General features: G+C 65.1%; 9 protein-coding genes. 8 read left to right on the top strand and 1 reads right to left on the bottom strand.

Annotated elements, in window-relative coordinates; all coding sequences use genetic code 11:
- The first annotated feature begins 3 nt into the window (after positions 1–3).
- From ACODS4_RS17455 to tssG, 8 genes are all read left to right on the top strand, one after another.
- The gene (locus ACODS4_RS17455) at positions 4–4,254 is read left to right on the top strand and encodes a type VI secretion protein IcmF/TssM N-terminal domain-containing protein (protein ID WP_488865870.1); all 4,251 of its coding nucleotides are present in this window, start codon (positions 4–6) and stop codon (positions 4,252–4,254) included.
- Entirely contained in the window at positions 4,251–5,417 is a 1,167-nt protein-coding gene (gene tssA, locus ACODS4_RS17450) for a type VI secretion system protein TssA (RefSeq protein WP_488865868.1), read from the top strand. Before ACODS4_RS17455 ends, tssA begins: the two co-directional genes overlap by 4 nt.
- A gap of 128 nt (positions 5,418–5,545) precedes the next feature.
- A complete protein-coding gene (gene tssB, locus ACODS4_RS17445; protein ID WP_488865866.1) occupies positions 5,546–6,097 on the top strand; it encodes a type VI secretion system contractile sheath small subunit in 552 nt (183 codons plus the stop codon).
- An 87-nt stretch (positions 6,098–6,184) separates the two neighbouring features.
- Entirely contained in the window at positions 6,185–7,672 is a 1,488-nt protein-coding gene (gene tssC / locus ACODS4_RS17440; RefSeq protein WP_488865864.1) for a type VI secretion system contractile sheath large subunit, read from the top strand.
- Positions 7,673–7,787: 115 nt separating this feature from the next.
- Positions 7,788–8,288, top strand: a complete 501-nt coding sequence (locus ACODS4_RS17435) for an Hcp family type VI secretion system effector (protein ID WP_488865862.1) — start codon at positions 7,788–7,790, stop codon at positions 8,286–8,288.
- 9 nt (positions 8,289–8,297) lie between these two features.
- Positions 8,298–8,765 (top strand): type VI secretion system baseplate subunit TssE, encoded by a 468-nt coding sequence (tssE, locus tag ACODS4_RS17430; protein WP_488865860.1) that lies wholly within the window; start codon positions 8,298–8,300, stop codon positions 8,763–8,765.
- Positions 8,755–10,578: a type VI secretion system baseplate subunit TssF gene (tssF, locus tag ACODS4_RS17425; protein ID WP_488865858.1), complete on the top strand. Its 1,824-nt coding sequence runs from the start codon at positions 8,755–8,757 to the stop codon at positions 10,576–10,578. The genes tssE and tssF overlap by 11 nt, the downstream gene beginning before the upstream one ends.
- On the top strand, positions 10,542–11,663 hold the full coding sequence (tssG, locus tag ACODS4_RS17420) for a type VI secretion system baseplate subunit TssG (protein ID WP_488865856.1): 1,122 nt from the start codon (positions 10,542–10,544) through the stop codon (positions 11,661–11,663). Before tssF ends, tssG begins: the two co-directional genes overlap by 37 nt.
- A gap of 6 nt (positions 11,664–11,669) precedes the next feature.
- Here the strand turns inward: tssG and ACODS4_RS17415 are convergent, their stop codons facing one another.
- The gene (locus tag ACODS4_RS17415; protein ID WP_488865854.1) at positions 11,670–13,406 is read right to left on the bottom strand and encodes an ABC transporter ATP-binding protein/permease; all 1,737 of its coding nucleotides are present in this window, start codon (positions 13,404–13,406) and stop codon (positions 11,670–11,672) included.
- Positions 13,407–13,471 lie beyond the last annotated feature (65 nt).

Genomic DNA, 13,471 nt, shown 5'->3' with positions numbered 1-13,471 from the left:
GTGATGCGGCCCGCCATTGATCTGCCCTTTCTACTGGCTTATCCGCTGCTGTTCAGCGTTATTTTGGTGACGCTGGCGGTGTCTGTGCTGGCCCTGGTGGTTTGGCTTTTCCGCCGATCGGAGCGGATGGCCGAGGACGCCGCGCAGCAAAGCGAGAGCGTTGACGCGCCTAAGGGCTGGCGGCGGCTTCGTTTGATGGACACCCGCGCGTTGAGCGCCAGCTTCGCGGCGGCGATGCGCGGCCTGAAGGCGGCGGTGCCGGGATCGGGCTGGCGCTATGAAGCGCCTTGGGTGTTGCTGTTGGGCGATCATGGCGCGGGCAAGACCACTCTGGCGTCAGCCATTGGCCTCAGTCGGCCCTTTGATCTCGACACCGACCCCGAACTGGCCGCGCAGGGCTGTGGCTGGCATGTGTTTGAACGCGGGATCGTGCTGGACCCGGCGGGCTGCGTCCTGTGGGGCGACGAGGGGGCGAAGGGCAACGCAGCCGAGGCGGGGTGGCGCAAGCTTTTGGCGCTGCTGCTCCGCAACCGGGCGGAACGCGGCTTGGACGCGGTGGTGATCGCCATTCCCTGCACCGATCTGATCGGCCCGGACCGGCTGGACACCACCGCGCTGTTCGCCAAGGCGAAAAAGCTGCGGGGCCGTTTGCGTGAACTGCAACAGCAGTTGGGTTTGCGCCTGCCGGTCTATCTGGTCGTCACCAAATGCGACGCGATGCTGGGTTTTGGCAGCTTCTGGCAACCGCTGGCGGCGGAGCGCGGGGCGGAGATGTTCGGCTGGTCGAACGACCAGACGCTGGAAACTGGGCACAGTCCGCAGTTGGTTGGCGAGGCGTTCGAGGTGATCGGTCGGGAACTGCACCGGACCTTGATCGGCACGGCGGTGTCAAGCGGCGGCATCAGCGACATGGCGTTCCTGTTCCCGGCCGAATTCCAGAAGCTTGGTTTGCCGTTGACCCGATTGGCCGACGCTCTGTTTCGCGCCGACGCCTTCCAGGATCCGCATTTCTTCCGGGGCCTTTATTTCACCGGCGATGGCGGCGGGTTGAACGGAGGCGCGGAGCGCGCGCGCAGCGCCTTGCCCGTTCCATTGGCGATGGCCGGACCGGGGCCGCTGATTGACGACGCATCGTCCGCTCCGCCGACGGCGCAGCCAATTTTCGTCACCAGCCTGTTCAGCGACAAGATTTTCCGCGAAGGGCGGATTGTTCAACCAGCGCGGCGCAGTCTGGTCGTGCGCAGTCGGGCGGTTCGCAACATGCAGATCGCCACCGTCGCCCTGGCGGTGTTTTTGGCGTTGGGGCTGCGTTTTTCCGCCCGCATGGTCGATGTGGCGCAGCAGGATCTGGCGCAGCCCCTGACGGTGATCGAAAACGCCGACCGGATGATGAGTCAGGCGCGGTTGACGGGCGACACGCTCAACGCCTATCGCAAACTGCGCGACGTGGCGCCGCAGATTCTCGGCGCCTTCAAAACGGTGAGCGGGCGCGAGCTGCTGGTCCCCTTCATGCCCAGCTCCTGGTACAGCGGGCTGGCCGACGCGGTGAAGGGCGAGCTTGTTCAAGGGTTCCGGCTGGTCGTGCTCGATCCCATGCGGCTGGAGCTCATCAACCGTTGGAAGGGCGTGCAGGAGCGTTACGCCGGGCCGTTGCCGCCCGGCGCCGGGGATCTGGCGGCGTTCCAGCGGGTTCGCAATTATCTGGACGAGTTGGACCGCATCGCCAACGACGTCACCCTCTACCGCAACGCCAAGAAACTGCCGGTTCAGGATTTCGCCGCGTTGGTTTCGTCGCTGCTGGCGATTGATTTGGGCGCGACGTTGCGCAGCGATGAAAAGCTGTACGCGGATGTGATGAATGGGGTGGTGGTTCGTCCGCTCGACACCGAACAAAATCTGGCGCCGTCGCTGGAGACGTTGACCCGGCTGGCCAACGACGCGGACACGCTGACCAACCGGAATGGTCCGATGGTCCGCCCGATGAGCACCTTGGCCAGCGCGCTGGAGCGGGTCGAGTTGGCCCGTTTCGCCGCCGCCGATGGGGCCGGGGCGGCGCTTCAGGATCTCAGCGTCGCCTTTCAGGACGTGCAGGCCACTCTGGCCGATCCGGCCTTGCGCTGGCTTTTCGTTCGGCATCCCGACAGAGATCCCTTGTGGCAGCGGGTGCTGCCGCGCATCCGCAGCAACCTGTTTCTGGGCGACGCGGCGGCGGACAAGGTGCTGGGCATCGCCATCGACGACGTGGACGATCTGCGCAAGGCGCTGCTGTCGATCCGCACCCCGGTGATGGGGCCGTTGCTGGTGGAGGATGAGGGCGCCGACGGGTTGTTGCGGCTGTCTCCGCCCTTGTCCGGACTGGCGGCGGCCTTGCCTGAGATTTTGCGGTACGACTTCATGGCCGATCTGCCGGTCCGCCAGCCTGAAGTGTTGGGGATGCGGGGCGGCAGCATCATGTGGATGCCGGAACCGTTGGAAAAGGCGGTGCGTCAGTACCGCGCCTTTGAGGTGATGGAAGCCGGGCCGATGAGCCGCATTCCGGAAACGCTGCGCCCCATGTTGCAGGCGTTGGTGGCCCAGCGGCTGCAAGCCACGATGCTGACCGCCGTGGCTGAGGCCGAAGTGGTGGAGCGGCGCGGTCAGGATTTCCGTTTGACTTCGGATGAGACTGGGCTGTTGCGCGAGGTGCGCCAGTTCGCCCGCGCCGCCCGTCCAATGGGCGATCTGCTGGCCGCCTTCAGCCGACGCGGTTTTGAGCAAGGCTATTCCAGCGTCTCCACCATCATCAGCCAACATGTGTTGGGGATGCTGGAGCAGGCCGACCGGATCGCGGAAGAGGGCGCGCCTTATCTGCCCCTGAACGAGTTCAACGACTGGGACGGCACGCTGCCGATGAACGCCGAAGGCTGGCAGGCGCTGAGCGATGTCGAGGTCGCGCAATATCTTGACAACACGCGCGGGCGGTTTGATTGGCTGGGGACGGAAATCGCCACCCCGCTCATCAATTTCGCCTTGCGCGAACAGTTGCCAAGCAGCCTGCGCAGCGATCCACGCGTGACCAAGTGGCAGCGCATCCTGATCGAACAGCAACGCTACAAGGTGGGCAATCCCGGCAGTTCGCTGGCCATTCTGGAGCGTTACATCCGCTTTGATCTGGGGGAGACGGTCAAACCCGACAATTGCTTCGTGCAATTGGCCGGAGGAACGGGCGGCAGTTTTGGCGGCGGCGCCGATTTCTTCCTGCAACGACGCGACACGCTGCGGCGCATGGCCCTGGCCCAGTGCCAGCGGGTGGCGGCGCGCAGCACATCCACCGATTACGCCCGGTTGTCCGCCGACTTCAACAGCCTGCTGGGGGGGCGTTATCCGTTCGCCGATTATCAGGGAGCCGACACGCCGGAGGCCGATCTCGACGCGTTGACCGCGTTCTTGGAGCGGATGACCGCCGCCGAGCCGGGGATCCGGCGGGGGTTGGGCAACCCGACGCCGGGAAGCGCCGGGGCGCAGGCTCTGGAGTTTCTCAACCGCATGGCGGCGGTGCGGGAGTTCCTCACTCCGTTCCTCGGGGCGACGTCGGCGACTCCCGCCGGATACGACGTCGCCGCCGAGTTCCGAGTCAATCGACCGCACGAAACCGGGGGCAATCAGATCATTGATTGGACGGTGTCGGTCGGCGATCAGCGGTTGACGCGTGGCGGCGAGGCGAAATCCGCCCGTTGGACCCCGGGGTTGCCGGTGACGGTGACGCTGCGTTGGGCCAAGGACGCCCCGGTCCTCCCCTTGTCGATCCTTGGACCGGATGGGACGGTGGAGTCCGACCGGGCGATCAGTTTCGCCTTCGCCAACCGCTGGTCCCTGCTGCGTCTGTTGCAGGCCCATCGTCCACCGCCCGCCGATCTGCCCAAGTTGACCGATCCACAACCGCACACGCTGAAGTTTTCCGCCGACACGACAACCGTCGCCGTGCCTGGGCAGACGCCCAACGGGGGGGCGGGGGCCAGTCCGGCGGCGGGCAAACCGCTGGCGGGGGGACGAACCAGCGTCTTTCTGCGCCTGACGCTGAGCACGCCCAACCCCGATGGCAAAAGCAGAACGACGCGGGTGTTGCCGGTCTTCCCCTACGCCGCGCCGCGTCTGGACGCTGTTGGGCCTCGGGTCGCGCTGGATCCGACGGACGGTTATGAAGACATCTATGACGGGACCAAGGCGGTGCGTCTGGTGCCGCGCAAACCCGCGTTGCGGAAGGTCAAGCGATGAGCGCCGACACGCTGTCCCCGGTTGCGGGTGGTCCGTTTGATTTTACGGCGGCGTTGGCCCCGTTGCCGGGCGACTCCCCCGTCGGCCCGTCGCTGCGTTACGACCCGGTCTATGACGCGATTCGCGAGGCGCGGCGCCAGGACGATCCGACGCTTCCCGTTGGCGTCTGGCAGACGGCGGCCAAACGGGCCGATTGGGATTTGGCGATCCGACTGTGCCGTGACGCTCTTGACCAGCGGTCCAAGGATGTTCAGATCGCCTGCTGGTTGACCGAGGCGCTGGTCCATCGTCACGGCTTTTCCGCCTTGGGGCCGTCGATCCGTCTGCTCGCCGATCTGTGCGACGCCTTTTGGGACGAGGGGTTGCACCCGGACGTGGATGAGGGCGACGTCAGCGCGCGGGTCGCTCCGCTCGAATGGCTGAACGACAAATTGCCGACCTGGCTGCAAACCCTGCCGCTCACCCGGTCGGGCGGGCAGCCGCCGACGGGATATTCCTTCGCTGATTACGAGAACGCCCAACGGCATCAACTCGCCGCCGTTCGCGACCCGCGCGGCGTGGCGGTGGCGCTGGCCAGAAGCGGCGGGCCGACTCTGGCCGAGATCGAGGCCAGCGCGCAGGCCACCGCCGTGACGTTTCACCACGCCCAGCACGCCCGTCTGGCCGAGGCGCTGGTCGCCATCGACGCGTTGTCCGCCGTGCTGGACGATCATTGCGGGCGGCAGGCGCCGGGACTGGTCGGTCTGCGCGAGGGCTGCGTCGCGTTGCAAGGGTGGGTCGACACCATGCTGCGGGCAAAGGGAGAGGAACCGGAGATGACCCAGGCGACTCCGGTCGAGTCGGCGACCGTGGACGACATGGACCCCGACCTTCCTTCGGATCCGGCGTCCAAGGAGGAGCCGGTTTATGGCGCCGGGCCGATTCAGACGCGCGACGAGGCTTATTTCTGGTTGGCCGAGGCCGCTGATTTCCTCTTGCGCAGCGAGCCGCACAGCCCGACGCCTTACCTGATTCACCGGGCGTTGGGCTGGGCGAACATGCCGCTGCATGAAGTTTTGTTGGAGGTCAGCCGTGGACGAAACGATTTGTCCGCCGTCTTTGACTTTCTTGGTTTCAATTTCACCGAAATGTCGCAGCAGAATGGAGGTAAGTCCGGAAAATGAGTTGATCCGTCATGGGGATTATTCTTGTAACGGCGAGTAACCGCTTATAATCTTAGATAAATTCTCTCGTTATCGCGCCTGATAGTCTCGTTGGGCGTGCGTCGCAACATTTGGCAGAGGTCAACACTATGGCCGAGAGCACTCAGCACAAACTCAGCCGAGTCCGTCCGCCGCGCGTCCAGATCACCTATGATGTGGAAATCGGCGACGCCATCGAGAAGAAGGAGCTTCCCTACATCGTCGGCATCATGTCCGACCTGTCGGGCAAACCGGCGGAGGCTCTGCCGCCCGTCAAGGACCGCAAGTTCGTTGAGGTTGACCGCGACAATTTCCAGGACGTGTTGTCGTCGATCAACCCGCGCGTCGCGTTCCGCGTGCCGAACCGGCTGCAACCGGGCAGCACCGATTCGCTGAACGTCGAATTGCGCTTCAAGCATCTCGACGATTTCGGCCCGGTCGAGGTTCTTAAGCAGGTTCCGGCGCTGAAGCGGCTGTTCGAGGCGCGCTCGCGGCTGCGCGATCTGCTGACCAAGCTGGACGGCAACGACGATCTCGACGCCCTGCTGAAGTCGGTGATGGCCAGCACCGAGGAGTTGGCCGCGTTGAAGACGCAGCTTGCTGGTCCGACGACGGCGGCCCCGGCGGCGGCGGAACCCCCGGCGGAACCGGCGGCTGAGTGATCCGCTGACCACTGACCGGCCCATCGAGACAATCATGAGACGCCCCGAGGAGACAACCCGGCGGCATCCGCGTGAGGAGAGGATTCCATGGCTGACGAGACCGAGACCACAGGCGGCGGCGCGGCGGTGCAAACGCAAAACCTGTCAATCCTTGACCGCATCCTGGTCGAAGGCAAGCTGGCCCGCGACGAGACGCAGCGCGGCTACGCCCGCGATCTGGTGGATGAGTTCGTCAATTCGGTGCTGGAAGAGACCGGCGGCACGGTGCGGGGCGACGTGGTCGCGGCCATTTCCGATCGCATCGCCGAGATTGACGATCTGATTTCGCTCCAGTTGAACGACATTCTGCACCATCCCGATTTGCAGAAGCTGGAAGCCTCGTGGCGCGGCCTGGCCTATCTGGTGTTCAACACCGAGACGGGCAGCATGCTGAAGCTGCGCCTGATGAACATCACCAAGGGCGAACTGCTGAAGGACCTGGAAAAGGCCGTCGAGTTCGATCAAAGCGCGCTGTTCAAGAAGGTGTACGAGGAAGAGTACGGCACCTTCGGCGGCTATCCCTACAGCGTGCTGATCGGCGATTACGAGTTTGGCCGTCACCCGCAAGACATGGCGCTCTTGGAGAAGGTCTCCAACGTCGCGGCGGCGGCGCACGCGCCCTTCATCGCGTCGGCCAACCCGATGCTCTTCGACATGGGCAGCTTCACGGAACTGGGCGTGCCGCGCGACTTGTCGAAGATTTTCGAGAGCGCCGAACTCATCAAATGGCGCTCTTTCCGCGCCAGCGAGGATTCGCGTTACGTCACGCTCTGCTTGCCGCATGTCCTGATGCGCTTGCCTTATGGCCCGGACACCGTGCCGGTCGAGGGCATGAACTTCGTCGAGGACACCGACGGTCGCGAGCATGGCAAGTATCTGTGGGGCAACCCCGCCTGGATGCTTGGCGCGCGCATCACCGACGCCTTCGCCAAGCATGGTTGGACGGCGGCGATCCGGGGCGTCGAGGGCGGCGGCAAGGTCGAAGGTCTGCCGACCCACACCTTCCACACCGACGAGGGCGACATCGCCCTGAAATGCCCGACGGAAATCGCCATCACCGACCGCCGCGAGAAGGAGCTGAACGATCTCGGCTTCGTCGCGCTGGTCCATTGCAAGGGCACGGACTACGCCGCCTTCTTCGGCGGCCAGACCACCAACAAGCCCAAGCTGTACAACACGGCGGCGGCCAACGCCAACAGCCGCCTGTCCTCGATGCTGCCCTATATTTTGAACGCGTCGCGCTTTGCCCACTACATCAAAGTCATCATGCGCGACAAGATCGGCAGTTTCATGACCAAGGAGAATGTTCAGAGCTATCTGAACACCTGGCTCATGGATTACGTGCTGGGCAAGGACGACGCCGGGCAGGCGCTGAAGGCGCAATACCCGTTGCGTGACGCCCGCGTCGATGTGACGGACATTCCGGGCAAACCCGGCTGCTACAACGCCACGGTCTTCCTGCGCCCGCATTTCCAATTGGAAGAGCTGACCGCGTCCATCCGTCTGGTTGCCGAATTGCCGCCGCCTGCGGCGTAAGGCGTCTTCGTTCGACACCCCACGTCCCGATGTTTAACGGCGGGACGTGGGGGCGGCGCCCGCGTTGCGTTCCGGCGCGCCAGCACCCAGATCCGCCAACACGAGGGAGATCATCGTGGCCAGCAATATGTTCATCGCTTTCAAGACCCCGGACATCACGGGTGAAAGCCTCGACAGCAGCAACACCGGATCCATCCAGGTTCTGTCCTGGAGCCATTCCTTCAACCAGCCGACCTCGCCGACCCGCAGCTCCGCCGGTTCGGGAACGGTTGAGCAGGCCAACCACTCTGATTTCTCCTTCACCAAATACATCGACGCGGCGACCGACGATTTGCTGAAGATGTGCTGGAGCGGCAAGCAGATCGGCACCGCCACCTTCACCGCCTACCGTTCCGACGGCGACAACAAGGCGATCAAGTATCTGGAAGTGGTGATGACCGGCGTCGTCGTCTCCAACTTCTCGATCGGCGGCGGCACCGGCGACATTCCGGCGGAAACCATCACCCTCAGCTACAACTCGGTGCAATACACCTACATCCAGCAGAAGACGGCGGACGGCACGGCGGGTGGAAACCAGCCGGTCAAGCACGATCTCGGCGCGCAGACCGTTTCGTAACGGTCGGTCATGCCGGGGCCTCGGGCCACGCAGGGTGTCCGGGCGCCGTTGTTCGACCGTCTGGCCGCGTCCACCGGAACGGACGGGCGGCAGGATCCGCGACTGCTCGACCGGGACGGGCTGCTGGCCTCGATCCGGCGCGAATTGGAGCGTCTGTTGAACACGCGCACGCCGCTGGCCGCAGACCAACTGGGTCTGCGGCCACGCGGCGTCCTCGACTATGGCCTCCCGGACCTGTCGCTGTTCTGGCCTTTCGACGCCGACAGCGAAACCCGTCTGGTCGGGCTGATGACCAGCACGGTCGCGGCGTTCGAGCCACGCTTGTTGCGCCCGTCCGTGACGCTGGAACGGGTGGGCAACGAGCGGACGCGGTTGCGGGCGCATGTGTCGGGCGCCTTCGCGCTTGACGGCGTCGTCGAATCCGTCAGTTTCCCCATCCTGCTGACCGACAGCGCGGGGGATGGCGATGAGCGGTGACGACCGCAACGACCTGTTGGATTATTACCAACGGGAGCTGGATTATCTGCGGCACGAGGGCGCAAATTTCGCCGCGCGCTATCCGCGTGTGGCCTCGCGGTTGGATCTGTCTGGGGCTGAATCGCCCGATCCGCATGTTGAACGGCTGTTGGAGAGCTTCGCCTTTCTGACCGCGCGCATCCAGCGCACGCTGGATTCCGATTTTCCGCAAATCCCGGCGGCGCTGTTGGGGGTGTTGTATCCGCATTTGGTCGCCCCGGTGCCGAGCATGGCGGTGGCGCAGTTCCTCGTCGATCCCGATCAAGCCCGCGCCGCCACCGGTTTCACCTTGCCCGACGAAACCCCGCTGTTCGCCGAGGCGACCGACGGGTTGACCTGCCGTTTTCGCACCGCCTACCCGGTGGAGCTTTGGCCGATCGACGTGGCGGACGCCGCCATTCAAGCGGCGGCGGCCTTCCCGTTTCTCGACCGGCGCGGAGAGGTGGGCGCGGTTCTGCGGATCACGTTGCGCGGTTTGGGAAAGCTCAGCTTCGCCGACATGGCGCCCAAGCGGTTGCGGTTGCATCTCAGCGGCGCGGCGGCGGGCGTGCTGTATGAAACGTTGTTGAACGAGGCCTGCGGGGTGGTTGTCCGCCCGGTCGGCGCGTCCGCCCCATTGCGTGAGTTGCCAGCCTCCTGTCTGCGTCCGGTTGGTTTCGCGCCCGACGAGGATGTCTTGCCTTGGCCGCGCCATGCCCATCAGGGCTATCGGTTGATCCAGGAGTATTTTGTTTTCCCGGAAAAATACCTGTTCATCGACGTGGATGGGTTGGGCGACGGAGCCATGGCCAGCCTGGGCGAGGGCAAGGAGGTTGACCTTCTGGTGCTGCTGACCAACCCGCCGCGCCGTCCGGTTACGGTGGATCGCAGCGTGTTCCGGTTGAACTGCGCGCCCATCGTCAATCTGTTCCGCAAAACGTCGGAGCCGGTGCGGTTGGATCAGACCCAGGTCGACTATCGTTTGCCGCCCGACAGCTACCGCGAACGCTCCACCGAAATTCACTCCATCCTCAAGCTGTCGGCCAGTTCGGCTTATGAGGATGACAGTCGGGTGTTTCAGCCCTTCTATTCCTACGACCATGGGGCGCAGCGCGCTGACGCGCGGGCCTTTTGGACGGCGCGGCGCCAGCCGACCGGGCGGGCCGATCTGCCGGGAACGGATCTGATGCTGTCCTTTTTGGATCTGGATTTCAAACCGACCCGGCCCCCGGCTCAGGTCGTGTTCGCCCACACGCTGTGCACCAATCGGGGGGTGGCCGAGCAGATGCCGGCGGGCGCGCGGATGGAAATCGAGGTGGACGCTCCGCTGCAAGGGATTGTCTGCCTGACCAAGCCAACGCGCCAAGCCACGCCGCCGTTGGGGGGGCAAACCCTGTGGCGGCTGGTGTCGCACCTGTCCCTCAATCATCTGTCGTTGGATGGCGAGGCCGGGTTGGCGGCGCTGCGCGAGATCCTGCGCCTCTACGCCGCGTTCGATGACGCCACGGTGTCCGGTCAAGTGTCCGGCCTGTCGGCTCTGTCCAGCGGCCAAGTGGTGCGGCGGATTGGCGGGGAAGCCTGGCGCGGCTTTTGCCGGGGGACCGAAATCCGCCTGGAGTTGGATGAAGAGCGTTTCGTCGGCAGCCATCCCTTTTTGTTGGCGTCGGTGCTCAACCGCTTTTTTGGGCTGTACGCCGGGGTCAACTCCTTCACGCAACTGGCGCTGACCAGCCGACAACGCAACGGGATCTGGAAGACATGGCCCCCACTGGCTGGCGATCAGCCCGTTCTGTAATCGAGCAGTTGGCCATTGAGGCCCACCGCTTCGACGCGCTTCAGGCGATCAGCCTGATTGAGCGGTTGTGTCCAGAGGCGCGCAGCGTTGGCGATGGCAGCAACCCAGCGCATGAGGCGGTGCGCTTCCGCTCCAGCCTGACCACGGCCTTTCCAGCCAGTGACCTCAGCGCCGCGACGCCGCCCGGCCCCGGCGCCCCGCATTGGGAGGTGCTGGTCAATTTTCTGGGATTGGCCGGAGGATTCGGGCCGCTGCCCGCCCCCTTCACCGAAGCCATCATCCAACAGTTGCGGGCGGGCGACGCCGCGACCCGCGATTTCCTCGACATTTTCAACCACCGGCTGGTGTCGATCCTCTATCGGTCGCGGCGCCTGCACCGCCCGGCCCTGAGCCGGGAACGCCCCGACGAGGGACCGTTCGCCGAGCATCTCTACAGCTTGATCGGCCTTGGCACCCACGGCTTGCGCGGGCGTATGTCGGCGCCGGATCGGGCGCTGCTGAACCATGCCGGGGCGCTGGCCCAACAACCGCGCAGCCTGCACGGACTGGAACGCCTGTTGAACGACCATTTGGGCGTGCCGATCCGGGCGATTCCGTTGCAAGGGGGCTGGTTGACGCTGGACGACACGCAGATCACCCAGTTGGGGCGGCGCAACGCCGTTCTCGGGGATGGCGCGGTGCTGGGGCGGCGGGTGTGGGACCAGCAAGCGGCGGTGACGCTGGAGATTGGGCCGCTCGACCTGGATGGCTTCCGCGCCTTTCTGCCGGGCGGTCATGCGGCGCGAGCCTTGCGCGATCTGGCCGGGTTTTACGCCGGGGCGGGAACCGAGTTCCGTGTCCGTCTGCGGTTGCGCCCGGCTGCGGTTCCGGGAACCCGGCTGGTTGGTTCCAACCGGCTGCATCTGCAATCCTCTCGGATGTTGGCGGACCGACCGCGCGCGCTGGGCGTGCGGTTGGGCGGGGCGGGACGTTTGCTGACGAACGCGGCGACGCCGGACGCGCCGCGTCTGGGCTGGACCTCGTGGCTGACCACGCGGGCGCGGCCCGATGAGGGCGCGGTGACGCTGACCGCGCCGCGCCCCTGAACCGGGTTACGAAACGCTGACCAGAGCGCCGCCGCCGTTGGGCGCGCTGTTGGGGCGCACCGCGACATGACGGTTGTGGTGGGCGATCAGGCTGGCGCGGTGGCCGACGCTGACGATGGCGGTTGCGGGCAGCCGGTCGCGCAGCAGGCCGTACAACCGCTCCTCCGTCTCGGGATCACAGGCCGAGGTCGCCTCGTCAAGATAGAGCCAAGCGGGTTTTTGCAAGAGGGCGCGGGCGATGGCGACGCGCTGCTGCTCACCGCCGGACAGGCGTTGGCTCCAATGATCCTCCTCGTCAAGCCGGTCGGCGAAACCAGCCATGCCGACATCGACCAGCACGGCGCGCAACGTGGCGTCGTCGAACGCGTCGGCGTTGGCCGGGTAGGCGACGGCGGCGCGCAAGCTGCCAATCGGCATGTAGGGTTTCTGCGGCAGCGTCATCGACGCGGCGCCGACCGGCAACCGAACCTGCCCCTTGCCGAAGGGCCAAATTCCGGCGATGGCGCGCAGAAGCGTGCTTTTCCCTGAGCCGGACGCGCCGGAAATCAGCAGGCGTTCGCCGGGGGCCACGGTCAAGTCGGCGCCCAGCAGGGGGGCGCCGCTGGTCGGCAGCGCCAACGCCAACCCGTCAAGATGGAGGGCCGCGTCGTTTCCTTCGCGCCATTCAATTCCGGCGTGGCGGCTGTTGGCCGCACGCACGGCCTCGACCGCGTGGTGGAAGCCGACCAGACGGCTGGTCGTGGCGTGCCAATCGGCGAGGCTGGTGTAGGCGTCGATGAACCAGGACAGCGCGCCCTGCACCTGTCCGAAGGCTTGCGATGTCTGCATCAACGCGCCCAATGGAATGGCGCCGCTGAAATAACGCGGGGCGGCGACCAGCAAGGGGAAAATGACGGCGACCTGCCCGTAACCGGCGGTGAACCAGACCAGTCGTTTTTGCGTGCGCATGATCGCCCACCAGTTCGACACGACTTGCCCGAAACGGTCGGAGAAACGGTTGGCTTCCTGCTGCTCGCCGTGTTGCAAGGCGATGCTTTCGGCGTTTTCCCGCAGGCGAACCAGGGCGAAACGGAAGTCGGCCTCGTATTTCTGTTGGTCGAAGCTCAGCTTGGCCAGCGGTTTGCCGATCTTGTGGGTGATCCAGGTGCCGCCGACGGAGTAGACCAAAGCCACCCAGACCATGTAGCCGGGGATTTCCACGCCGAACAGGCTGGCGCCGCCCGACAGGCTCCACAAAATCGCCAGGAAGGAGACCAGCGACACGATGTTGGTCAGGAAGCCCAGCGACAGGCTGAGCGTCAGTTGCACGAAGCCCCGCAAATCTTCGGCGATGCGCTGGTCGGGGTTGTCGGCGCCGTTGCTGGTGAAGTTCAGCCGGTAGAAGGTCTGATTCTCCAGCCAATCGCCCAGATAACGCTCGGTCAACCAACGGCGCCAACGGATTTGCAGCATCTGGTTCAGATAGAGGCGATAAACCGCCACCGCGATGAAGACCAGGGCCAAACCGCCGAACATCAGCAGCGCGTCGACGAAACCGCCTTGGTTCTTTTCTTCCAGGGCGTTGAAGATGGTGGAATTGACCTGGGTCAGCCACACCTCGATGGCGACGGCGCCAAGGTTGAGCGCGACGATGGCGGCGAGCAGACCGCGCGCCGCCCATCGCTCCTCCGACGACCAATAGGGGCGGGTCAACCGCCAGACATCGCTGAGAAACGCACGAACAGCGGACAAGCGATCAAACATTGGACGAGTTCTTTCACGCAGCGGCGCAGCAAACCGGGGCGACGACAAGGCGCCATCCTTATTAT

This window comes from Azospirillum sp. FG154 (assembly GCF_057809575.1).
This window is presented reverse-complemented; position numbering and strand designations above follow the sequence as displayed.

What these genes read in the sequence shown, in the direction of transcription:
- tssG (WP_488865856.1), top strand. Translation starts at nt 10,542, where the DNA reads ATGGCCCCCACTGGCTGGCGATCAGCCCGTTCTGTAATCGAGCAGTTG.
- ACODS4_RS17415 (WP_488865854.1), bottom strand. Translation starts at nt 13,406, where the DNA reads ATGTTTGATCGCTTGTCCGCTGTTCGTGCGTTTCTCAGCGATGTCTGG.
- tssF (WP_488865858.1), top strand. Translation starts at nt 8,755, where the DNA reads ATGAGCGGTGACGACCGCAACGACCTGTTGGATTATTACCAACGGGAG.
- tssE (WP_488865860.1), top strand. Translation starts at nt 8,298, where the DNA reads ATGCCGGGGCCTCGGGCCACGCAGGGTGTCCGGGCGCCGTTGTTCGAC.
- tssB (WP_488865866.1), top strand. Translation starts at nt 5,546, where the DNA reads ATGGCCGAGAGCACTCAGCACAAACTCAGCCGAGTCCGTCCGCCGCGC.
- tssA (WP_488865868.1), top strand. Translation starts at nt 4,251, where the DNA reads ATGAGCGCCGACACGCTGTCCCCGGTTGCGGGTGGTCCGTTTGATTTT.
- ACODS4_RS17455 (WP_488865870.1), top strand. Translation starts at nt 4, where the DNA reads ATGCGGCCCGCCATTGATCTGCCCTTTCTACTGGCTTATCCGCTGCTG.
- tssC (WP_488865864.1), top strand. Translation starts at nt 6,185, where the DNA reads ATGGCTGACGAGACCGAGACCACAGGCGGCGGCGCGGCGGTGCAAACG.